This window comes from Sporosarcina saromensis (genome assembly GCF_054901285.1).
Genome location: NZ_CM142738.1, coordinates 3,171,100 through 3,195,633, shown reverse-complemented (window position 1 = coordinate 3,195,633; position 24,534 = coordinate 3,171,100). Strand labels below are relative to the sequence as shown.

At 41.4% G+C, this 24,534-nt stretch carries 14 protein-coding genes and 1 pseudogene; 9 read left to right on the top strand and 6 right to left on the bottom strand.

The features are described from left to right. Positions 1–111: 111 nt before the first annotated feature. Both ACVHUV_RS16295 and ACVHUV_RS16290 read left to right on the top strand, forming a co-directional pair. The gene (locus ACVHUV_RS16295; protein ID WP_317942777.1) at positions 112–597 is read left to right on the top strand and encodes a DUF948 domain-containing protein; all 486 of its coding nucleotides are present in this window, start codon (positions 112–114) and stop codon (positions 595–597) included. 33 nt (positions 598–630) lie between these two features. Beyond that, entirely contained in the window at positions 631–1,278 is a 648-nt protein-coding gene (locus tag ACVHUV_RS16290; RefSeq protein ID WP_462085300.1) for a YtxH domain-containing protein, read from the top strand. A 43-nt stretch (positions 1,279–1,321) separates the two neighbouring features. Here the strand turns inward: ACVHUV_RS16290 and ACVHUV_RS16285 are convergent, their stop codons facing one another. Beyond that, entirely contained in the window at positions 1,322–3,451 is a 2,130-nt protein-coding gene (locus ACVHUV_RS16285) for a cell division protein FtsA (RefSeq protein WP_462085299.1), read from the bottom strand. A 159-nt stretch (positions 3,452–3,610) separates the two neighbouring features. On the opposite strand from ACVHUV_RS16285, the gene ACVHUV_RS16280 reads away from it, so the two are divergent. Together ACVHUV_RS16280 and ccpA are read left to right on the top strand one after the other, a co-directional pair. Beyond that, complete coding sequence (locus tag ACVHUV_RS16280; protein WP_462085298.1) at positions 3,611–4,693, top strand: bifunctional 3-deoxy-7-phosphoheptulonate synthase/chorismate mutase; 1,083 nt, start codon at positions 3,611–3,613, stop codon at positions 4,691–4,693. A 251-nt stretch (positions 4,694–4,944) separates the two neighbouring features. After that, positions 4,945–5,943, top strand: coding sequence for a catabolite control protein A (ccpA, locus tag ACVHUV_RS16275; RefSeq protein ID WP_317942783.1), 999 nt, complete (start codon positions 4,945–4,947; stop codon positions 5,941–5,943). Between the two features lie 184 nt (positions 5,944–6,127). Here ccpA and ACVHUV_RS16270 read toward each other — a convergent pair whose 3' ends face one another. The 3 genes and pseudogenes from ACVHUV_RS16270 to ACVHUV_RS16260 form a co-directional block, all read right to left on the bottom strand. Beyond that, on the bottom strand, positions 6,128–7,285 hold the full coding sequence (locus tag ACVHUV_RS16270) for an acetoin utilization protein AcuC (RefSeq protein ID WP_462085297.1): 1,158 nt from the start codon (positions 7,283–7,285) through the stop codon (positions 6,128–6,130). Continuing rightward, a pseudogene (locus ACVHUV_RS16265) lies at positions 7,282–7,928 on the bottom strand (acetoin utilization AcuB family protein). The gene ACVHUV_RS16270 and the pseudogene ACVHUV_RS16265 overlap by 4 nt, the downstream one beginning before the upstream one ends. Before the next feature lie 16 nt (positions 7,929–7,944). Next, positions 7,945–8,577 carry a GNAT family N-acetyltransferase gene (locus ACVHUV_RS16260; protein WP_317942788.1) on the bottom strand — a complete coding sequence of 211 codons (633 nt, stop codon included), beginning with the start codon at positions 8,575–8,577 and terminating at the stop codon, positions 7,945–7,947. Positions 8,578–8,903: 326 nt separating this feature from the next. Between ACVHUV_RS16260 and acsA the strand changes: the two genes are divergently transcribed. Next, on the top strand, positions 8,904–10,622 hold the full coding sequence (acsA, locus tag ACVHUV_RS16255; protein WP_462085296.1) for an acetate--CoA ligase: 1,719 nt from the start codon (positions 8,904–8,906) through the stop codon (positions 10,620–10,622). Positions 10,623–11,465: 843 nt separating this feature from the next. On the opposite strand, the gene ACVHUV_RS16250 is transcribed toward acsA, so the two are convergent. After that, on the bottom strand, positions 11,466–14,543 hold the full coding sequence (locus ACVHUV_RS16250) for a transglycosylase domain-containing protein (RefSeq protein ID WP_462085295.1): 3,078 nt from the start codon (positions 14,541–14,543) through the stop codon (positions 11,466–11,468). A gap of 362 nt (positions 14,544–14,905) precedes the next feature. On the opposite strand from ACVHUV_RS16250, the gene tyrS reads away from it, so the two are divergent. Continuing rightward, positions 14,906–16,171: a tyrosine--tRNA ligase gene (gene tyrS, locus ACVHUV_RS16245; protein ID WP_371389328.1), complete on the top strand. Its 1,266-nt coding sequence runs from the start codon at positions 14,906–14,908 to the stop codon at positions 16,169–16,171. A 95-nt stretch (positions 16,172–16,266) separates the two neighbouring features. On the opposite strand, the gene ku is transcribed toward tyrS, so the two are convergent. Then, positions 16,267–17,094 carry a non-homologous end joining protein Ku gene (gene ku, locus ACVHUV_RS16240; protein WP_462085294.1) on the bottom strand — a complete coding sequence of 276 codons (828 nt, stop codon included), beginning with the start codon at positions 17,092–17,094 and terminating at the stop codon, positions 16,267–16,269. Between the two features lie 98 nt (positions 17,095–17,192). Here ku and ACVHUV_RS16235 point away from each other — a divergent pair, with 98 nt between their 5' ends. The 3 genes from ACVHUV_RS16235 (at position 17,193) to ACVHUV_RS16225 (ending at position 23,639) form a co-directional block, all read left to right on the top strand. Then, positions 17,193–19,034 (top strand): DNA ligase D, encoded by a 1,842-nt coding sequence (locus ACVHUV_RS16235; RefSeq protein ID WP_462085293.1) that lies wholly within the window; start codon positions 17,193–17,195, stop codon positions 19,032–19,034. Between the two features lie 173 nt (positions 19,035–19,207). After that, complete coding sequence (locus ACVHUV_RS16230) at positions 19,208–21,982, top strand: bifunctional diguanylate cyclase/phosphodiesterase (protein ID WP_462085292.1); 2,775 nt, start codon at positions 19,208–19,210, stop codon at positions 21,980–21,982. A 19-nt stretch (positions 21,983–22,001) separates the two neighbouring features. Continuing rightward, the gene (locus tag ACVHUV_RS16225; RefSeq protein WP_462085291.1) at positions 22,002–23,639 is read left to right on the top strand and encodes a thiamine pyrophosphate-binding protein; all 1,638 of its coding nucleotides are present in this window, start codon (positions 22,002–22,004) and stop codon (positions 23,637–23,639) included. Positions 23,640–24,534 lie beyond the last annotated feature (895 nt).

Sequence of the window (24,534 nt, the reverse complement as noted above, 5' to 3'; positions counted from 1 at the left end):
ATAAAGGGGATTGAAGAAAGATGTCGAAAAAGGTAATAGAGGCAGGCGTTTAGTTCGTTCGTCGACAGGGTACAAATGATGTATAGATGTAGCAAGGAAGGAGGAAACGCCATGGAAGTATTATTGTATATTGCAGCGATTATTGCAGCTATTGCATTTTTGATTTTATGTATTAGCCTAGCGATGACATTAGGTTCATTGAAAACTACTTTGCGGAGTGTTTCTGAAACGATGGACAATGTTTCAAATCAACTTGAAGGGATTACGACTGAAACGACTGAACTTCTTCATAAGACGAATGCCCTTGCAGTTGACATTCAGCAGAAATCAGAAAAACTGAACACTGTCGTGGACGCTGTGAAAGGGGTTGGAGACTCTGTTAGCAATCTAAACAGCTCTGTGCGTAGAGTATCTAATTCCATCACTGTGGAAGCAGAACGAAACAGTGACAAAATAGCCCAAGTTGTGCAATGGAGCAATGTCGCTTTCGGTATTATCGGGAAAGTGAAGGATATGAAAGCTGAAAAGTCTACAGGATGGACAGTTTATCAACCTGATCCGAACCAGAAGAGATTACCGAATCCGAACAGACACTAACGCCTCAAAACTAAACCTATAGGAGGAATTACGATGTCAGAAAACAAGAAACCGAATTATAAGGATGTACAAGATGTACAATATGATCACGCATACTATGGGAAAAACGAGTACGAAAACACATTTGGCGAGCCTTCTCATCTACCCGTGAACTATCCATATAGCTATAATACCGATGATTTTTATGATGAGCATAATTCTGGAACTGGTAGCTTCTTGCTAGGTGCACTAGTAGGTGGTGTCATTGGTGCAGCAGCTGCACTGTTCCTCGCACCAAAATCTGGTCGAGAAATGCGTGATGACTTCTCCGAGCAAGCCGTTCATTTGAAAAACAAAAGTATTGAATTGAGTGCAGTTGCAAAGGACAAGGCAACTGAATTTTCATCTGTCGCAAAAGAAAAGACAGATGGCCTTACAAAGTCCATACAAGAACAATCAGGGCAGCTTGTCGATAAAGTGAAGTCAATGAAAAATAAAACGACCGTTCCAATGGATGATGGTACAGTCTCATCTGAAGGAGAAGAAGCTACAGATTATGTAGACAATTCAACTGTCCAAGATAAAAAGGCTGCAGACGACCAGACGACGAAAAACAGTGAAGTATCCTACGATAACAGTGACAATGTAGGAGAAGAAAAAAACATGAACCAAAATTACGTCTCTGACGAACAAAAGAAATGACCAAAGAGCCAGGCAATCCGTAATGGATGCCTGGCTTTTCCTTTTAAGGGGTATAAATGATTGCTAATTCGTCACCGTCAGTAATTGCATCGTTGAACCCTATCATCTGGCCATTACATAGCAGCTGATAAGAACTTGCACTACTCGGCAATGTATACTCAATGAACTTAAACACATCACTGAATACAGGCGCATGTTGTGGTAGTTGCGTAATAGTGAGCTCATCGTGACGACGGATCTTAGTTGCAAGAGAGACTTTTTGTCCATTTACTAAGACTGAAGCGTTTGTGTGAATGATTGTGACTGGGTCTCCATTAAATGTGACTTTTGTGATCGATTGATGTTTTTCACCTATTGTCTGAAGTAAATCATTGACAGTTGGCGGTTGCGGGCAAACTGTATGAATACAATCACCATGATTGAGTTTGTAGTTGCCGCCAATTTGCTGTTCACCAATGAAAATCTTTGGTGTATAGTCATCTACGACTACTTTTTGGTCATTGATAAAGACCTCAAAAGGTTCATATAGAACTTCTTCCTGTTGTGATAAGAAGTCCTTAACGGTTGTCAGTGGGTGATAAATGATTTCATCGCTATCATGAATCTGTTGTGAAAGGGAAGCTTGTTCACCATTCACAAGAACGTGAGGAGTTATCGTATGTAGGCGCCCATTCAGTTGCACTTCCAAGGATGACAGATCGCCAATAATCTTTTCAAGCGTTACTGAAGCATCTTCACCGTCTTTCCCAGGTTGTAGTGAAAGTACATCTCCATTGGATATAGGATCTTTCGTACTAGCAGGTTGACCGTTCTGTAAAATGACGGATGGCTTTCCGTGTTCCCCTGGAATGATGAGTCGATTGCCGTTTACAGTGATGGATATCCCCAATCCAGGTTTACCATACAATTGTTTAGCTTTAATATTTGCTGCTAGTAAGGCATCCCCGACAGTCATTTCTTTCAGCTCAAAAAGCCGAATTGTCCTTTCGTTCACTATGACAGTCATATAGTGAATCGGCGCACGTTTCGCAGCGATTGCAATTCCGATTGGCGTAACGAGTGCAGGTGAGGAAGGGATCGCTTCTCCTAAACTGACAGAAGCAAGAGCATCCAAACCTCTTATGCCGACTCGATTTTCCGGTAAGTCCAAGTGCATGCTAAGTTCTTTTGTGAGTTGCGGAGTTAAACTTCCACCACCTACTAACATGATTGCTTGAGGAGGTTTACCATTGTTCAGTTTTTTAATTTCTGTTCCAATCGAATCCGCCAATTTTTCAATAGAAGGCTTAATCTTTGAGATTACTTCTGAGGCAGCAATTTGTTGTTCAAACCCTAATATGTCGTTGAAAGTGACGAATTCTTCCGTAGTTAATGCACGTTTTGCAAGTTCAGCGACAGGGAAGTCGAGTAAGTACTCATTGCTAAGCGCTTCAGTTATTTCGTCACCAGCGATTGGTACCATCCCGTAAGCTACCACAGTATTATTATCTGTTAGGGCAATATCCGATGTACCTGCCCCTATGTCCACAAGAGCGACATTCAGTCTTCGCATGGAAGGGGGGATGAGCACATTAATGGCAGCAATTGGTTCCAATGTTAAGGCTTCCATTTCCAAATCAGCCCGTTTTAATGCCGATAAGAGGGACTCGACTACGACGCGCGGTAGAAATGTGGCGATAACATGTGCTGAGGCAGTTCGTCCAGACTGATCAATTAAGCTTCCGATTCTCTCGCCGTCAAGTTCATAATGTAATACAGAATAGCCGACACAGTAATAATAATCGTCAGTTGTTGATGCAGAACTTAACAATTTTTGTTGAGCTTGTTGTACAGCCGCCAATTCTAATCGGTTAATATCTTCAATGGAAAACAGCGCTTGATTGGAAATATCTATCGCCATTGAACCGTTTTCGGTCTTCAATGCACGGCCTGCGGCAGCGACACTCACTCGCTCTAGTTTGCCATGGCGTTCTTCGAGTTGCTCTTTAATGTCCGTGATCACTTTTGCAACGCTTACAATATTATGTATTTGACCGTCAATCATCGAGCGTTCTTTATGTTCAATTATGAGGAGGTCTTCCACATGAAAACAATCTTCCATTTCCGTGAGGATAATTCCGACAACTGAGCGCGTACCGATGTCCAGTGCAAAAAGTTTGTTAGACAGAATCATACACCCTTTCATCGTCAAATAATGCGAATCTTTGACAATTTGCAGAAATGACGTGACTTTTTAAATGGTATTCATTATACTTGGACTATTATATAAAAATGTATCATAGATTTCCCACTTCGAAAAGGGAATGACATGTGCGGGGAAGGAGTCATATTGATGAGACAAAATGAGCTAGATGATCTAAGAGTTCAAGTGGATGCGTTAAATACGAAAATCTTGGACTTGATTAATGAACGTACTGCGGTTGTACAAGAAATCGGGAAAGTAAAAGAAAAGCAAGGTGTAAATAGATATGATCCGATCCGCGAGCGGGAAATGCTAAATGCGTTAGTGGAATCCAATAACGGTCCAATTCCAAATAAAATTTTGGAACAAATCTTTAAAGGTATTTTCATGTCTGCCCTTGAAATTCAAGAAGATGAACAACGGAATGCTTTACTCGTTTCCCGTACACGGAAGCCTGAAGATACAATTGTAGATGTGAACGGCGAAAAAATCGGGGATGGAACGCCAACATTTGTGTTCGGTCCATGTGCGGTAGAATCTTATGAACAAGTTTTGGCTGTTGCGCAATCCATTAAAGCAAAAGGGTTGACGATGATGAGAGGCGGGGCATACAAACCTCGTACATCGCCATACGATTTCCAAGGACTAGGTCTTGAAGGTTTGAAAATTTTGAAGCGTGTTTCAGAAGAAACGGGCCTGTCGATTGTTACTGAAATCATTACCCCTTCGCATTTGGAAGAAGCATTGGATTACATTGACGTCATCCAGATTGGTGCTCGGAACATGCAAAACTTCGAATTATTAAAAGAAGCTGGTATGGTAAACAAACCTGTCCTCTTAAAACGTGGTTTAGCTGCAACGATTGATGAGTTCATCAATGCTGCAGAGTACATCATTTCTAAAGGGAATAGCCAGATCATGCTATGTGAACGTGGTATCCGTACATACGAGCGTGCGACACGTAATACATTAGACATTTCTGCTGTTCCGATTTTAAAACAAGAAACACATTTACCGGTATTTGTCGATGTAACACATTCTACTGGCCGAAAAGATCTGTTACTTCCGACAGCAAAAGCTGCGATCGCAGTAGGAGCGGACGGCGTGATGGCTGAAGTACATCCTGATCCAGCAGTGGCATTATCAGACTCTGCTCAACAAATGGATATTCAGCAATTTGATGAGTTCTATAAAGAAATTCAACGTTTCATGAAAACACATCAAACCGTTTGATGAATAGGTTATACAATATTCATTCGATTTATTGAATGAACGTTTGTCTGCATGAAAAGATACAGGACATTTGTATGAAGCCACTTGTCCCATTACAATGGTTTAAAGGGGGTAGCTCTTTCGTTACCTTCTCGTAAATTGACATAGGCGTAATTAAATTGTTCTGTAAATAACGCCGGACCTTTTAAGGTTCCGGTGTTTTGTTTATACTAAGAGTAAACGATTACATACGTAGGGAAGGAGATTCGACAATGTCAGTAACAATTTATGATGTTGCTAGAGAAGCGAATGTTTCAATGGCTACTGTTTCACGTGTCGTCAATGGCAATCAAAATGTCAAACCTGCAACACGGAAAAAAGTATTGGAATGCATTGAGCGATTAGGCTATCGACCAAATGCCGTCGCTAGAGGACTTGCAAGTAAAAAAACGACTACTGTCGGTGTCATCGTTCCTGATATTTCAAAAAGCTATTATGCGGAACTGTCTAGAGGGATAGCAGATATTGCTACCATGTATGAGTACAATATCATCTTATCGAATTCCGATAAACGACCAATCCGTGAAGTCGAGCTACTGGAAGATCATTTAGGGAAACAAGTAGATGGAATTATTTTTATGAGTGATTCCCTAACGGACGAAATAAAAAAAGAAATGGGAACGGCCAATGTACCAATTGTATTAGCTGGAACGTTGGACGCTAATACAAATTTACCGACCGTCAACATCGACCATGAACAAGCAGCATATGAAGCTGTGAAAAAGTTGATTGATAACGGACATAAACGGATTGCACATGTAGCTGGTCCAATGTCCAGAGATATTAATAAGTTTTGCAAAAAAGTAGGTTATGAGCGAGCACTCCAAGAGGCTGGCATTCCACTTCGAGAGGAATACTTCATCGAAACGGACAATACGTACGATGATGCGTATGATAAGTGGAAAAAATTAGCGAGCTTAGATGAAATGCCGACGAGTATTTTCGCTGGCAACGATGAGATCGCTGTCGGCATTATGAATGGAATTCGAGATGATGGCTACTCAATTCCGGACGATTTTGAAGTAATTTGCTTCCAGCATACATTACTGTCACGCGTCGTTCGTCCACAATTGACAACGATTGTCGTACCGCTATATGACTTAGGTGCAGTTTCCATGCGCCTGTTAACAAAATTAATGAACGGTGAAGAAGTCGACGATACGAATGTCGTCCTTCCTTATCGAATGGAAGAACGTCAGTCTACGAAGTAATCCTTTGCATTCTGGCGATTAGAATACTTGCCTCAAAAGATAAATTGTCATTGCTGACTTTTTCAAAGGGAAAATGGCGTTGCGTCGTATTGACTGAACAGAGTAAAGACGAAGGGAGAGCGTGTATCCTTCGTCTTTTTTCGTTCATGTAACTTTCGAATGAGCGTAACAGGATGAGTACAAACTACTGTTGGTTTCGGATGAAATGCAAAGCACGTTCTAACATGTGTGCATTCTTTTCCGTAATTTCTTCCTTACGCGGAATAGGCTCATATAAGGGATTTGGGTCCGACCACGTTTCAATGAATGGCACAGGTGCTTCTAATTGCCATGCTTGAAGCCATTCAATAGGCAGTTGCCCAGTCGGAGCGGGAAGTTGTTTCATTGCAAGCCAGATATGAGCCCAAGCTCGAGGCACAACCCTCCATATATCATAGCCGCCGCCTCCTACGGCAATCCAACGACCCTCACAATATTGTTCAGCAATGTCTCGTGCAAGACGAGGAATGTGCTCGTAAATTTTCATCGTTCCGTACAAATGCGTGAGTGGATCGAAATAGTGCGCATCGGCACCATTTTGAGTCAAAATGACATCAGGTTTAAAGAACGCGGCAACTTCATGTAGAGCTGTCTCGTAAACTTCTAAAAATGATTCGTCTTCTGTGTAAGCGTCGATCGGAAAATTAAAAGAAGTGCCATATCCTTTTCCGTTGCCTCTCTCCGTAACATTTCCTGTTCCGGGGAATAAATATCGTCCTGTTTCGTGAATTGAAAATGTGCAAACATTTGGATCGTCGTAAAATGTCCATTGCACGCCATCGCCATGATGTGCATCCGTATCAACGTATAACACTCTTGCATTGTATTTCTTTTGCATATATTTAATCGCAACAGAACTATCGTTATACACACAAAAGCCAGACGCCTTTCCTTGGAAGCCATGATGAAGGCCACCGCCTAAATTCAACGCGTATTTTGCTCGTCCTTCCATCACTTCATCTACTGCTGTGAGTGTACCACCAACCAACATTGCACTCGCCTCATGCATATTTGGGAAAATTGGTGTATCTTCTGTGCCGATTCCAAACACCGCTCCTGCTTCTTCAGTCACCAGTCCTTTACCTGCCCGTTTGACGATGTCAATGAATGTGGAATCGTGGACAAGTAATAGCTCTTCATCCGTGGCAGACCTTGGTGCAATGATGTCCTCGTTGCGTAATGCCCCATATTTCTTAAGAAGGTCCATCGTCAAAACAATCCTTTTTTGGTTAAAAGGATGCGTATCTGAAAACGAATAACCAAGTTGTTTATCGGAATAAATGAATACTGCTTCTTGTTTCATTGGTCAATTCCTGGGACATTCGGCCATAAGACTTCAAATCCGGATGTCCGCAATCCTTTGATCACATTTAGCGGGTTCATCGTTTTAACGCGAATGACAAGTATTTTATTGTCTTCATGTTCCTTGTCGGGGTAGACAAGTACACTTAATATATTCATTTTGTGTTCATGGAACACTTTGGACACTTCAAATAAAATACCGGGGATATTAGGCACACGTACTTCAATTTGAGAGCCAGGTTGGTGTGCTCCTGTCAGTTCAATATATTTATAAAGTAAATCCGTTTCCGTAATGATGCCAACCAATTGTTTATTCGAAACAATGGGTAGACATCCAATTTGATTGTCATAAAAGATGACAGCAGCTTCCTCTACAAAGTCCATAGGGTGTGCATGGATTGGATTTTTTGTCATAATTGCGGATAGCGGTTGATTGTAAACGTTTTCATTAGATGCGTCGTTAAAAAGGGATGGGATGACTTCTTTAAGATCCTATCGGAAACAATCCCAACGAGCTCACCCGCCACGGATAAGATTGGCAAATGCCTGATTTTCTCTTCTTTCATGCGCGTGATTGCATCGGAAATAGTGTGTTCTTCAGTGAGTGTAATAACTTTTCTCTTCATAATTTCTTCAATTAGCATACATGAATCCCCCCTGTTAATACATGAATCGGTTCATGAAACGTAACTGGTCGAACTGTTGAATGGATTCTTGGTCGACCCTTTTACCGATTCTCGCCATTAGGCAGTTTGCTGGATGTGAACTAATTTCCGGTTCATCGGTTGCGTAATATTCCAAGCCGCCAGCGTTCATCATTTTCTCCATCACTTTTCGGTATTCCCAAACATTCAGTTTTGTTCCTTTTAAATCCCAATGCCAATAGTATTCTGTTGTGAGAATAATATAGTCTTCCATCGCATCGTCCATCATGGAAACTTCGAGCAACGCTTTACCGACTCCTCCGCCACGAAACTTTGGAATCACTTCAATTGCTCCGAGCTCAATGAGATTCTCCATATTGCCTTGTGACCATCTCTCAAGAGGATCAGGATATAGATACGTGACATAGCCTACGATTTCATTAAGATGACGGACAATGAGAATTCTGCCTTCTGGAAGATTTGCGATCTCAATTAGGGCTTTGTGTTGTTGATTTGGTGGTCTAAATGATGTGAGATCTTCATGAAAATCAAATGTGGCTAAATCTGTGCTCGAAACCGGTCCTTCGATAAATAGATTGCCGTTCTTATGCTTGATCTCCATTGCATTATACGTTTTCTTATGTTCCACTTTTATCACCGCCTACAAGTAAGTCAACTTCCTCTAAGTATACATCAATTCATCTTCAAGTTGCGAAAATATTAGCGACAATTTACAGTTGCATTTTATGGTTGTTGTAAGAATGGATGTAAGTATGAGGTTTGACAATCCTTTGATCAACATGTGACGAAAGATTTTTATTGTGATTACGGCTTATGGTATCTTAAGCAAAATCAATGAGTAAAACATGTCGAATTAAGTTGAATGATAATACGAAAGATAGTAATTTGTTAGCAAACACTGAAAAAATCATGTAAAATAGTAAGGGTTAATTGCTAGATGAAAGGATGATAGGAATGGAGACGAAAACGTTATCTGTAATTCAAGGGGATTACCAATTACAAGATTATGAGCAGACGGCAAAGAATTTCAACTGGTCGGATGTTGAGAAGGAATTCAGTTGGCATGAAACAGGACTCATTAACATCGCACACGAAGCGGTCGATCGTCATGCGAATTCCTATCGGAAAAACAAAGTGGCGTTGTTTTATCAAGATGCCAATCGAAAAGAAGCATACACGTATAATGATATGAAGAGAATGACCAATAAAGCGGCGAATGTATTGTCAAATCGTTCTACAGTTGAAAAAGGGAATCGTATTTTTATCTTCATGCCGCGCTCTCCTGAATTGTACTTTGCTCTATTGGGCGCTTTAAAAATGGGTGCAATTGTCGGACCATTGTTTGAAGCATTTATGGAAGGGGCTGTGTATGATCGATTAGCAGACAGTGAAGCAAAAGCGATCGTGACTACACCAGAATTGCTTGAACGGGTTCCAGTTGACAAGTTACCGCATTTGGAGACAGTCTTTTTAGTTGGCGAAAACATTCAAGAAACTGATAAGTATGTTGACTTTTTAAAGCATCTTAAAGAAGCATCTTTTCACTATGAAGTGGAATGGTTGGAACGTGAATCGCCAACCTTATTGCACTACACGTCCGGTTCCACAGGGAAACCAAAGGGAGTCTTACATGTACAAGAAGCGATGGTGCAACAGTTACAGACGACTCGTTGGGTTTTAGACTTGAAAGATGAAGATGTGTTTTGGTGTACGGCTGATCCAGGATGGGTAACAGGAACTGCATATGGTGTCTTCGGACCGATGTTAGCCGGTGCAACTTCCTTGATTGTCGGTGGGCGATTCTCAACAGATAGCTGGTATGAAGCGATACAAAATTATGGCGTTACGGTATGGTACAGTGCACCTACAGCATTCCGGATGTTAATGGGAGCAGGCGTGGGACCAATTGAAAAACATGATTTGTCTACTTTACGCCATATTCTGTCCGTCGGAGAGCCCTTGAATCCTGAAGTCATTCGGTGGGGAATGGAAGTCTTTAAACTAAGAATTCACGATACATGGTGGATGACAGAGACGGGAGCACAAACAATTTGTAATTTCGGCTCTATGCCAATTAAATTAGGATCGATGGGTAAACCGGTACCAGGCATTGAAGCAGCAATTGTTGATCATCAAGGAAATGTTTTGCCGCCAAACCGGATGGGGAACTTGGCCATTAAAAAAGGTTGGCCAGCAATGATGCGTGCAATATGGAATAATCCCGAGAAATACGATTCGTACTTCTTAAACGATGAATGGTATGTTTCCGGTGATTCTGCATACATGGATGAGGACGGCTATTTCTTTTTCCAAGGGCGCGTCGATGATGTCATCATGACAAGTGGCGAGCGAGTTGGACCATTCGAAGTGGAAAGTAAATTACTGGAGCACCCTGCGATTGTCGAAGCGGGAGTCATTGGTAAACCGGATCCTGTTCGTGGAGAAATCATCAAAGCATTTGTTGCACTACAAGAAGGATACGAGCCTTCGGTGGAGTTGGAAGAAGAGATTAAACAGTTCGTTAAAAAAGAGCTTGCAGCACATGCAGCACCAAGAGAAATTGAATTCAAAGACAAATTACCAAAAACAAGAAGTGGTAAAATCATGCGTAGAGTATTGAAAGCATGGGAGTTGAACTTGCCAACAGGCGACTTATCAACGATGGAAGATTGATGGACTAAATTTAGAGTAATAGAAAGAAGCGGAGCCACTCGTTTGGTTCCGCTTCTTTGGTGTGCAGGAAATGTAGGGAATTTTTAACTGAGATGAATCTAATTGCCCGTTAGAGTAAATAAAAGTAGGTAGCGGTCAAATAGAAACAGTCTAATTGCCCGATGGAGCTGAAAACTAGTGCTGGCGGTTCATTAGAAATGTTCTAATTGCCCGTTAGAGTAAATAAAAGTAGGTAGCGGTCAAATAGAAACAGTCTAATTGCCCGATGGAGCTGAAATCCACAGCTGGCGGTTCAATAGAAGTGTTCTAATTGCCCATTGGAGTAAATAAACGTAGGTAGCGGTCAAATAGAAACAGTCTAATTGCCCGATGGAGCTGAAAACCAGTGCTGGCGGTTCAATAGAAGTGTTCTAATTGCCCGTTAGAGTAAATAAGCGTATGTATCGGTCAAATAGAACCTAGAAGAACTATCAAAAGCCTCTAAACACCTCTTACTTATATAGAAAGCCGCATAAACTGCTCAAACGCGGCATACTCCGTACAAACGGCTCATAAATCCATCATTCGCAGCATATCCTTCCCAATCGCCGCATACTTGCCCGAAACGCCTCATAACCCATTAAAGAAAGCAGCCACCTTTTGAAAACTTTTATTTGCTGTGAATAAAAAAGGTATCCAGCCAGATCCTTCTTAAATCTTGCCTAGCAGTAACATTTCTTCGATGAATAGGTAAAAAAAGTGTAATAGTTTTAAACATAGAAAAAACGCACGAACCGAGTGTAGCTCTCAGTTCATGCGTTTTACCTTTATTAATGATTGTTTATACCAGATGTACTTGGTTAATTAATCTTCATCATCGTCATCCGGTGGGTTCGGCTTTCCGCCGCCACTGCCGCTTCCACCGCCACTGCCGTTTCCGCCGCCACTGCCGTTTCCGCCGCCACTGCCGTTTCCACCGCCGCTGCCGTTTCCATCGCCGCTGCCGTTTCCATCGCCGCCGTTTCCACCGCCGTTGCCGTTTCCACCGCCGTTGCCATTTCCATCGCCACTGCCGTTTCCGTCTCCACTGCCGTTGTCACCGCCGCCATTGCCTGGTGGTTTTGGTTTTGGTTTCGCATCGTCATCGTCTTCACCAGGTGGTTCAGGAGTGGGTTCCGGCTTTTCAATCGTAATGACATTTGAACTGTTTGATTGGAGACCTGTAATGTCCACCGCTCGTACAGTATAATCTCCAGGTCCAATTTGCATGGACAGAGGGGAACCGTCCTTAATCGTTGCAACGCGCTCGTTACCTTTATAGACATAGTAACCAATTACGTCATTGGAAGGTGATTCTGTCCATGTCAGCGTTGAACCGTTCAGGGATGCTGACACCCCTGCAGGTGCAACATTGTCCGCTGGGAATTCCGCACCGGAGACAACATTTGATGAGAAAATCGAACCTGACGGGAATAGTTTTGACGGGTCCCCGCCCCATGGTCCGAGCATCCGATCGATGAATGCTTGATTTACACCTGTTCCGCCTCCAACGATAAATTCGCTTGGCGTAGAAGGGAGCGCCATATAACGACTGCCTTTAACAGAGACATAGGAAGCATTGATAATGCTATCGTCAGCCTTAGTTGGGAGCATCACTTTTGAGTTGAATAAATCAGATCGGACAAGTCCTGCCGCTGAACATGCAGCTGAAGGCGCAAGGCCTGAAATCCCACAGAACGATCTCGTTACGACACCGTCCGGCTTCTTAAAGGTTGAAGAAGCACCAACAATATCTGGTCGTACATCGTTGGCAGCATTCATAATTCGACCAAATAACATACTCGTCCTTGTTGTTGGATGCATTTGTCCGGTTCCACGTTTATAAAGTTTACGTGAATTGTCATAGTAGCCCAGCCATAATCCCATTGAGATATTCGGATTGTAACCTACGAGCCAAGCATCGCCGTAACCTTGCGTTGTACCGGTTTTTACTGCTAAATCTGTTTTGAAATTCATATAGGTAGGTACTTGTTGTCCTGTACCCCCAGCTTTAAGAACATCTCTTAGCATATCTGTTACGATATAAGACGTTTCTGGACTAAAGACTTCCACTGGTTCGACTTCATGTTGATACACGACATTGCCGGACATGTCTTCAATCCGTTCGATAATATACGATTCTACAAATTTACCTCCGTTGGCAAATGTCGCAAAAGCATTTGTATTCTCTTGAACGCTTACACCGATTGACATACCGCCGTAAGACGCAGACAAATTGACGTAATCACCAGGAGTCAGTTGAGAGAACTTCATTTTTTCCAAGAACTCTGCTGGGCGTCTATCGATAATATCCCGATACAATCGGGCAGTCGGTAAGTTCAATGACTCTGCTAGTGCTTGTCGTGCAGGAATGATGCCATTTTCAACTGAAGCGATATAGTTTGTAGGACTCCATATCTTTCCGTTATCTGGCACTTCAAATTTAACATCGACGACGGGACTACCTGCACCAATCATGCCATATTCTATTGCAGGACCGTACACAAGTAGTGGCTTCATGGAAGAGCCGTTTTGTCTGTACGCTTGCGTAGCGTGATTGAGTGCAATCAGATCATGATCACGTCCACCGATGAAAGAAAGGATTCTACCTGTACTATTTTCCATCATGAAGCCGCCGACTTGGACAGGATCGTCTTTTAATATCATCTCTCCTGTACTATAGTCTTTCTCTTCACGGGTGTACGTAAAGCCATAATGCTCAAACTCTTCAGCGACTTTATTCATCCGATCATATAAGTCTTTTTCAATCGTCGAATAAATTCGATAGCCGCCTGTCCGCATTTCACGTTCTGCTAGAATAGAATATTTCTCTCTTATTTTTTTCTCATCTTCCAAACGTTCTGCATCAATGCCATCTTTCTCTGCTAACATTTTCGCTAAGATTTCAATTGTGCTATTTTGAATTTCCTGCGTCAAATAGGGATAGCGCTCTTGCGCACGTTTTGTTTTTTCACGAAAATCTTTCTTGATGTCATACGCAATCGCTTCTGCATACTGCTCCTCCGTAATGTAACCCGTTTCCTTCATTCGGAAAAGTACGGTTTTCATGCGATCAATACCAGGTTTAATATTTTCGTCTTTTTTCAAACCACCGCCATAATAACTACTTTGGAAGGGTGTGTAGGCGAATGGAGCTTGAGGAATCCCAGCTATATAAGCTGCTTGAGGCAAGTTCAAGTCTTTCGCTTTTACACCAAAAATTCCTTCTGCTGCTGTTTCAATCCCTGCAATGTTTTGGCCAATTGCATTTCTACCATAAGGAATAATGTTTAAATAGGCTTCAAGAATTTCATCTTTCTCCATGAAATGTTCAAGTCGCATTGCCAGGAGGATTTCTTTTGCTTTTCGTTCATATGAAACTTCGTTCGTTAAAATCTGGTTTTTTATAAGTTGTTGGGTAAGTGTAGAACCGCCCGTTTGGTTGGATGAATTTGAAACATCTTGAAAAAGGCCTCTAAAAATAGCTTTTGGGACAATTCCTTTATGAGTTTCAAAATATTCATCTTCCGTTGCGTAGACTGCATCTATGACGAAAGGGGATACATCTTTTAATGTCGTTTCTTTCCGTTCAATATCTGCACTCACTCGTCCAAGATAAATGTCATTTGCAAAATAGATTTCAGATGTTTCTTCAAAGTTGAATATTTCATCGCGCATTTCTTTTGATGAGCGAAGTGGCTCTTTTGCAACGAGTGAAGCGAAATATCCTGCGCCAACAGATGTTGCGAACACACCGAATGTCAATCCTACTACTAGAAATAGTAGAAATAGGTTCCACATCACCCCAGAAGTGATACGCACACCTTTTGCCCATCGTTTCTTTTTCAGTTCTTCAAACTTCTCTTCTATTAGATCAATCCGATTTTTACGTTTATCGCTCAATTTGCTATCCCTCCTAAAAATCAATTTTATTATAACACATATCCTGGTAATCAAAATAATATGTTTGACAATTACTTAATTTACATTACAATATAGGGTATATAGCATCACATGTCGAAAAAGTCGCAGTAGTGACGGTGAATCCGTATAGAGAGGCAGCGGTTGGTGGAAGCTGTCCGGTACATCGTTTACGAATTACAACTTTGGAGTGTGACGCGTGCGCAGCGATAGAGCGCTTTGAGCGGAGGATTTTTATTCTCAAGCCGGGTGGTACCGCGTTATGTAACTGTATATGACGTCCCTGCATGATTCTTTTTGAATCGTGTAGGGACTTTTTTAATTTTACTGGAGGGGATTTTGTTATGACGAATGCATTATTGGATGATTTAAAATGGAGAGGTCTGTTGTACCAACAAACAGACGAGGAAGGTCTTGCAAACGTATTAAATGAAGAAAAGATTTCATTGTATTGTGGTGTCGACCCGACTGCAGATAGTATGCATATTGGACACATCGTCCCGTTATTGACATTACGCCGCTTTGCCATGCATGGGCACCGTCCGATTTTGTTGCTCGGTGGGGCAACAGGTATGATCGGTGATCCTTCATTCAGAGCGGATGAGCGACAATTGCAAACAGAAGAACAAGTAGCGAATAACGTAGCAGGTCTTCGTAAGCAATTGGAAAGATTGTTTGATTTTAATGATGAAAATGGCGCACTTCTTGTAAATAATAAAGACTGGATTGGAAAGATGTCTGCAATTGAGTTTCTCCGTGACTACGGGAAGTTGCTAAGTGTCAACTACATGCTGGCAAAAGAAAACGTTTCTTCACGATTAGAGACAGGCATTTCCTTTACTGAGTTTTCCTATATGCTCATTCAAGGGGCGGATTTCAATCATCTGTACAATGAATACGGTTGCCGTGTACAAATCGGTGGGTCCGATCAGTGGGGGAATATTACAACTGGCCTTGAAGTCATTCGAAAAACACACGATGAAAATGCGAAGGCGTTTGGCATTACGATTCCACTTGTAACAAAAGCTGACGGGACGAAATTCGGAAAAACGGCAGGTGGATCAGTTTGGTTAGATGCGCAAAAGACATCGCCGTATGAATTCTATCAGTTCTGGATCAATTCCACGGATGCTGACGTTATTAAATACTTGAAAATCTTCACATTTATGGAGCGAGAAGCGATTGAAGCGTTGGAAGTGTCCGTTCAAGAAGAACCACATCTTCGCAAAGCGCAACAAGCGCTAGCAGAAGAGATGACTCGACTCATTCACGGACAAGAAGCACTTGACCAAGCAATCCGTATCTCTAAAGCTTTGTTCAGTGGTGACTTAAAGGCGTTGACTGTTGAAGAAATGAAAGATGCTTTCAAAGATGTACCAACATTCGAAACGACAAAAGAAGATAAAAACATTGTTGATTTCATCGTAGAAGCAGGTGTTTCTCCATCAAAACGCCAAGCTCGTGAAGATGTGACGAACGGTGCAATTTCTCTTAATGGAGAAAAAGTTACAGATACTGGATACGAAGTGACTGCTGCAGATCGATTGGAAGATGCGTTTACAATCGTTCGTCGTGGTAAGAAAAACTATAAAATGGTGAAGTTTTCATAAGTCCTTTTCAACTAGTAAAGAACATAAAACCGCGTGAAACGGATGCATTGCCATCATCGTTTCACGCGGTGTTTTTTTAGCCAAACCAGTAGCATTTACGCATTTTTCTTCGCAGCCGCTTTTTTTCGTGTTGTTGGCTTCTTTTTAGTTGTTTTATCCAAAGACGCTTGCAAAGCGGCCATCAAATCACTTGCATTTGACGGTGAAATGGGTTGCTTTTCAGTTGGAGATATTCCGGCATTCGCTGTCTTTTTCTCCTCAATGAGTTCCATGAGAGCGGTTCGATATTCGTCTGTATATTTTTCAGGATCAAAAACAGTTGTCAATTGATCAACGAGCATTAAAGCGGTATCAAGTTCTTTTTTAACGACTGTGTCTTCTTTCGGTAAGTTGGGTACGTCTTGCACATGACGTACTTCATCAGGAAAGTGAATGATCTCCATCAGCAAAGCTTCCTTGTAAACCCTAACGACAGCAAGTTGTTCTTTTGATCGGATCATTATTTTCGCGACTCCGATTTTTCCGGATTCCTGCAAAGCTTTCCGTAAAAGTGCATACGCCTTTCCGCCATTAGCATCAGGTGCAATGAAATAACTTCTTTCAAAATAAATCGGATCGATTTCCTCTAACTTTACAAAATCAATAATCTCAACCGCTTTATCTTCTTGTTCCTTTTTTAATTTTTCAAGTTCTTCTTCATCCAATACGACAAATTTGTTTTTGGTATACTCATATGCTTTCACGATGTCTTCACTTTGTACTTCTTTATCACATATTGGGCAAACTTTTTGGTAACTGATTGGTGAATGGCACTCCTTGTGCAGTTGGCGTAGTTTAATATCGTTATTTTCAGTAGCTGCGTGTAGTTTTATTGGGATATTGACAAGCCCAAAACTTATGCTACCTTTCCAAATTGTATGCATAGGACACCTGCTTTTTATGCTAGTATGGAAAATTTGATGCTTATTATGTATATGAAAGTGAATCCGATGAACACTAAAGAAAAAAACGGAGAGACAAGATGAAACCTATGTTGTTAGCTGATGCAAATGAAATTCCTGTCGGTGAAGATTGGCTATATGAAGCGAAATTTGACGGTTTCCGGTGCATTGTGGAATGGACCGAAGAAGGGGTACAACTTTGGAGTCGAAATAACAAATTGTTAAACGAGCAGTTTCCGGAAATCCTAACGTTTTGTAAAAGCGTCCACCCAGTAGTCGCGCCTTATACGCCATTAAGATTTGATGGAGAAATTGTTCATCTTACCAATCAATTCGTGAGTGATTTCTCCAAAGTGCAAACGAGAGGAAGAATGAAGAACGGAAACAGTATTCATAAGCATGCGCAATCTTTTCCTTGTCAATTACTCCTATTCGATATCCTAATCATCAAAGGAAAAGATGTTATGACAAGTGACTATGTTGTAAGGAAGCAAATGCTTATTGATTTCTTTAAAAGAACAAAGCTTCCTAACAGTAGTGAAAAGCAACATTTGAACCCCATTCAACTTGTTAACAGTTACAAAGATGGCCAAAAACTTTGGAAACTGATTTGCGATCACAATGGTGAAGGGATAGTAGCTAAGAAAAAGAATGGCGCATGGATTCCTGGGAAGAGGGTCCCCTATTGGCAAAAAGTGAAGAACTGGCGAACTGTATCGGTCTTTATAAGAACATACGACCCGGTAAACGGCTATTTCACAGGTGCTGTTTTTAAAGGAGATGAAATAGTTGAGATTGTGTCATTTCGTCATGGGTTAACTGAAGATGAGATGAGGACATTGCGAACATTGTTTCTGACAAAAGGTGCACAAACAAAAGATCAAAAGTGGGAGCTGCCTCCTTCTATCTGCGTGAGTGTCCATTGTATCGGTATTTTTGGGCAACAATTACGGGAACCACGATTCGCTGCTTTTACTCTCCATCATGAACCGATTTTGTGTACGTGGCGTTCCATGATGCGCCAATTGTATCCGATACCTCAAAAAGTACTTATTACGCATAGTGATAAACCGATCTGGCCGAATAGGGGATTGGTAAAAGATGATTATTTACTATATCTACAGACGGTTGCCCCTTATATACTGCCATGGCTGCAAGATCGTTTGTTGACGGCCATTCGCTATCCTCACGGTGTTGGAAGTGAGAGTTTTTATCAAAAGAATCGCCCTGATTACGCTCCGGATTTTATTGCGACACACAAGGAAGAGGGAATTGAATATATCGTTTGCAATGACGTGAACACTTTATTGTGGCTTGGCAATCAACTCGCTTTGGAATTCCATATTCCATTTCAAACAGTTAAGACGAAGTACCCAACGGAAATCGTGTTTGATTTAGATCCACCCTCAGTTACAGAGTTTACTCTTGCGGTAGAAGGTGCGTTACGCTTAAAAGACATTTTTGACAAATTTCAATTACGTTCTTACATTAAAACGTCAGGTGGGAAAGGGTTACAACTGTATATCCCGCTTTTTGGAGAAAGATGTTCCTATGAAGATACGCGCGTTTTCACACAATTTGCATGTGAATTTTTATGTGAGCAGGAGCCGAAGTGGTTTACGACAGAACGATTAAAGAAGAATCGCGGCGGTAAATTGTATTTGGATTACATTCAACATCAAGAGGGAAAGACAATTGTTGCTCCTTATTCTCCTCGGGGAACGCTTAACGCAACTGTCGCAACCCCTTTGGAATGGGAGGAGTTGAACAACACCTTACATCCTGAACAGTTTACAATTGAATCGGTCCCTACACGACTCGAACAAAAAGGGGATTTATTCAGAGAGTGCTCAATTAATAAAAAGCCCCAGAACTTGGCACCCATTGTGGATAGGCTAAAAGAACTTAAACGTTTTAGATAAATATTCTCATCTCTGCTACGTACCTTGCCATATACCCTTTTTTTGCGTAAAATTCAGTAGATACTTTAGATATGAGCTTAACACCCGATGATAAAAGAAAGAAAGAGGCAATTAAGCTTTCGATTGTCATTTTAGTGAGCATAGAGACGACTTGATGAGTGGAGGTATGAACAATGAAGGAACAAACCCGCTATTCCAGACTTGCTAATTTAACCAAATTGATAAATACAAAGCTTGAACTTCGGGAAGTGTTGGAGTACGTCGTATCCGCAATTTCAGAAGAAATCGTCCAATGTGATTCAGTCGGTATTTATTTGCCACAAAAAGATGGTACATTTAGAGGTTTTGTTGGTAAGCCGGAAATAATCAATGGGATGACATTGGATATGCATGTTATTGATTTGGAAATGGATTTGCTCGCTAAAGAAGTCATTGAAACACAAAAGACAATTTACATACCGGATACGTCAAAAGATAACAGGCCAGATCCCCGTGCGGTATCCAGTTTTCAAATAAAATCTTTATTGGTATTACCAATATCATACGAAGAAGAGTTGTATGGGGTTGTTTTCCTGTTTGACTACGGAATTCCGATGAATCTCACGGAACTTGAAATACAAAGTGTGGAAGCGTATGTCAATATGGCAGCAGTCGCGATACAAAACGCAAACAATATGACATATAAAGAGAATTTAATTGCAGAGAAACAGATGCTCTTGGATGCTATTAGAGACCTGTCGATGTGCTCTTCTCTGCAAGAAGTCGTCGAAAAATGCTTCTCATATATTTCAAAAACAATTAAAAATACGAACGTCGGTATTCATATTATCGATCCGCTCGATGAAAAAAAGTTTAAGCCTGCAAAGCTCAGTGCGAGTAGTGACTGGTCTGAAGAGGACTGGTTAAAAACACACGATGAAATCGCCATAAACCAAATAAATGACCTTGTATTCAAAGAAGTCGTCGAAACCAAGAAGCTGGTGATCATACCGGACGTTTCGTTGGATAAAAGACCTAACCATCAAATTTGCGACCATTTCGGCATTAAAGGCATACTCATGATTCCACTTGTCTCCATGGGTGAAGTATTAGGTGTAATCGCTGTCGTGAATCTTGAAAAAGCAGGGCACAAATATGAAGAAGTCGATTTGCAGCTGGCCCAATCCATCGCAGATGCTACTGCATCTACGTTATCCAATTTATTGTATATGGAAAAACAGGAATGTATCATTAATGAACGAACTGCAGAAATTCAAGTGAAAAACGATGAACTTGAAAAAGTTGTTACGGAAATACAATTACTTAGCAGAGAGAAAGAGTTGATCCTTAACTCTGCGGGTGAAGGGATTTTTGGATTGGATTTAAAGGGAAATATAACCTTTATTAATCCTGCAGGTGAAAGAATGTTAGGGTATACTAATAAAGGTGAGCTCATCGGTAAGTCATCAACCATAATCTTTAATGGAGAAGATAAACGGGACTTATTGACGTTAAGTGATCGTAAGTTGAATCATTACTACACAGATGAATATTTTTGCAGAAAAGATGAGACAAGCATTCCTGTTGAGTATGTCATTTCATTAATTCAAGAAGGGGAGCAGACGGTTGGGCATGTCGTTACGTTCCGAGACATTACTGAAAGAAAACGAATGGAAGAGGAAATAAAATACCATGCATACTACGATAGCTTAACGGACCTGCCGAATAGGATTCTATTGCAAGATAGACTTCATCAAGGATTGACTTACGCCCAATTGAATGGTGAGAGGGCAGCGCTTTTGTATTTGGATTTAGACCGATTCAAATACATTAATGATACACTTGGACATAGTTATGGAGATTTATTACTTCGTGAAGTGGCCAATCGTATTAAGGCGTGTATGCCAAGAGGTGCAACATTATCGCGACAAGGTGGGGATGAATTCACCGTCTTTCTTCCAACTGTGAAACGAGAAGAAGATGTCATGAGTGTCATCAATCTTGTCATCGATAGTTTCTCAAAACCCTTTTTATTGAACGAGCATGATGTGTACATTAAGACAAGTGTCGGCATCAGCTTGTATCCGGAACATGGCGAAACACCTGATGTTCTTATCAAAAATGCAGATACCGCAATGTACAAAGCGAAAGAGATTTCAGGGAACAGTTATCATTTCTTTAGTGCAGAAATGGATACACGCTCTTTTGAAAACGTGAAGTATGAAAATGCCCTTTACAAAGCTCTGGACAATGAAGAATTAGTGCTTTATTATCAACCTCAAATTAACTATCATACGAAACAGGTAGTCGGCCTAGAGGCATTGTTACGTTGGCATCATCCAACAGATGGTTTAGTACCACCGGATAAATTCATCCCATTGGCAGAAGAGACAGGGTTAATCGTTCCAATTGGGGAGTGGGTTTTAAAAGAAGCGTGTCAGCAGTTGAAAAAATGGCATGAAAAAGGCTATGCACATTTAAATATGGCCGTAAATTTATCCGTCAGACAATATGAGCAGGATAATTTGTTCTCCATTATTAAACAAACGCTTGAAGAGGTTCAGTTATCCCCGCAGTGTTTACACCTAGAGTTGACAGAGAATCATATTATCAAAAATACGGATTTGACTTTGCAAACAATGAAGCAATTGAAAGAATTAGGTATTCAAATTGCAATTGATGATTTTGGTACGGGGTATTCATCGCTCGGTTATTTAAAGAATTTGCCCATTAATATGTTGAAAATTGATAAGTCGTTCATCCAAGATATGACAGTCGATGAAGCAGCCATTACCAAAACAATTATTATGCTTGCCCATAATCTTAAGTTGGATGTGATTGCTGAAGGGGTAGAAACGCAAGAACAAGCAGAGTTTTTATATGCGCAAAGTTGTCATTTAATGCAAGGGTATTATTTCAGCAAGCCACTTTGTGCGGAAGAAATCGAAACAAAGTATTTACACAAATAAGTTGCAAGGGGGAGTTCGTGTGAAAGCGGCACGTATGTTATTAGAATGTTTACAAGCAAATGGGGTCCAGTATGTATTTGGCATTCCAGCAGGATCGGTTAACGCGATTTTCAATGAACTGTACGATATGCCCGAAATTACACCAATTGTTTCAAAACATGAAGGGGCTGCGTCCTATATGGCTGCAGCTTATGCCAAGTATACAAACGGTTTGAGTGTAGCAATCGGTTGTAGTGGACCGGGAGCAACGAATCTAGTAACCGGTGCAGCGAATGCGATGCGCGAACATTTACCGGTTCTTTTCATAACGGGAGCGGTTCCTGTGAACACGCAAGGTTTGAATGCATCTCAAGAATTGGATGTTGCGCCAATCTTTGCGCCGGTTACAAAATATAGTGTATTGGTGAATGATGCCAATGAATTGCAAGATGAGTTGATGAAAGCGATGGAAATTGCACTGTCTGGCGTACCAGGACCTGTGCATATCGCAATACCAATCGACGTACAACATGAAACGATTGACGTGAAAAGTCATTCCTATATTGTAGCGAAACAGCAACATGTGCCCGATTCTGAAGGGATCGAACGTGTTGCAAAACAACTGGCTGAGCGGAATTCGGGAATCATATTCGTTGGACAAGGTGCAAGAAATTCAGTGAATGCTGTGATGGAGTTGGCTGAAATGCTGAATTGGCCGATTGTAACAACTCCTCAAGCGAAAGGCTATATCCCGCAAAATCACTCACTTGTAAAAGGTGTTTTTGGATTTGCCGGTCATGCAAAAGCTTCGGAACTCATCGCTGAAGGTGAAGGCGATGTGTTGCTTGTTTTAGGTTCGAGCTTAGGCGAGACAGCGACGAATAATTACAATGGCAACTTAGCAAAAGACAGGTATGTCATTCAATTTGATTATGATGAAACAGTCTTTAACCGAAAGTACCCTGTTGACGAGCCTATGCTTGGCGACATCGATGTGTGCCTTCCGATGCTAGTAGAAAAATTAAAAGATTTAGGGTTTACTAGAAAAGCACACGAGCTAATTGAAGTAGACAATCTGTTAGAAAACCCGGATGAATTTAATACTAGGAACGTATTTGCCAAAATTCAAGCTGCTGTTCCAGCTTCAACAAGATATACCATTGATATTGGCGAATTCATGTCTTATGTCATTCATACTATGAAAGTGTACGATACTGATACGTATAACATCAATGTGCATTTCGGGGCTATGGGGACAGGAATTGGTTCCGCAATCGGCTCAAAGTTAGCGGATCCTGAAAGACCTGTCGTTTGTATTACGGGTGACGGTTGTTTCTTTATGCACGGCATGGAAATACTAACGGCTAAAGAATACAATCTACCAATCTTGTTTGTCGTCATGAATAATGCAAGACTCGGCATGGTGTACCATGGTCATTCATTGCAATTCAAGCGTACACATCCAACTTTTGAACAGGAAGCTGTAGACATTTCAGCAATGGCAGCAGCAATGAACATTCCGAGTGTCCGCGTGGAGAAACTTGAGGATCTCACCGAAGAGGTGTTACAGGACTTGATGAATAACAACGGCCCGGCACTATTGGAAGTGGCGTTAGTTGATCCGAACATTCCTCCGATGGGCGATCGCGTGAAATTTTTATCGTCTTTTGGAAAATAAGAAGTGCAAGATATTGAAAAGCATGAGGACAATTCGTCTTCATGCTTTTCTTTATGCTTCTTGATGATGGAGTGTTTATTCGTGAGAAACAAAGTCTTCCGGTCGAATAGGAAGTTCTGAATGCCCGCGGGAGTGAAAAACTAAGTCTACCGGTCAAATAGAAGCTTTCTAAATAACCGTGGGATCGAAAAACTCTGTCTACCGGTCAAATAGAAGTGTTCTAAATGCCCGCGGGAGTGAAAAACTCTGTCTGCCGGTCAAATAGAAGCGTTCTAAATGCCCGCGGGAGTGAAAAACTCTGTCTACTGGTCAAATAGAAGTGTTCTAAATGCCCGTGGGATCGAAAAACTCTGTCTGCCGGTCAAATAGAAGCGTTCTAAATGCCCGCGGGAGAGCAAAACTCTGCCTGCCGGTCAAATAGAAGTGTTCTAAATGCCCGCGGGAGTGAAAAACTCTGCCTGCCGGTCAAATAGAAGTGTTCTAAATGCCCGCGGGAGTGAAAAACTCTGCCTACCGGTCAAATAGAAGTATTCTAATTGCCTGGGGGAGTGAAAAACTCTGCCTGCCGGTCAAATAGAAGTGTTCTAAATGCCCGCGGGAGTGAAAAACTCTGCCTGCCGGTCAAATAGAAGTATTCTAAATGCCTGGGGAAGTGAAAAACTCTGTCTGCCGGTCAAATAGAAGTGTTCTAAATGCCCGTGGGATCGAAAAACTCTGTCTGCCGGTCAAATAGAAGTGTTCTAAATGCCCGCGGGAGTGAAAAACTCTGTCCGCCGGTCAAATAGAAGTGTTCTAAATGCCCGCGGGAGTGAAAAACTCTGCCTGCCGGTCAAATAGAAGTGTTCTAAATGCCCGCGGGAGTGAAAAACTCTGTCTGCCGGTCAAATAGAAGCGT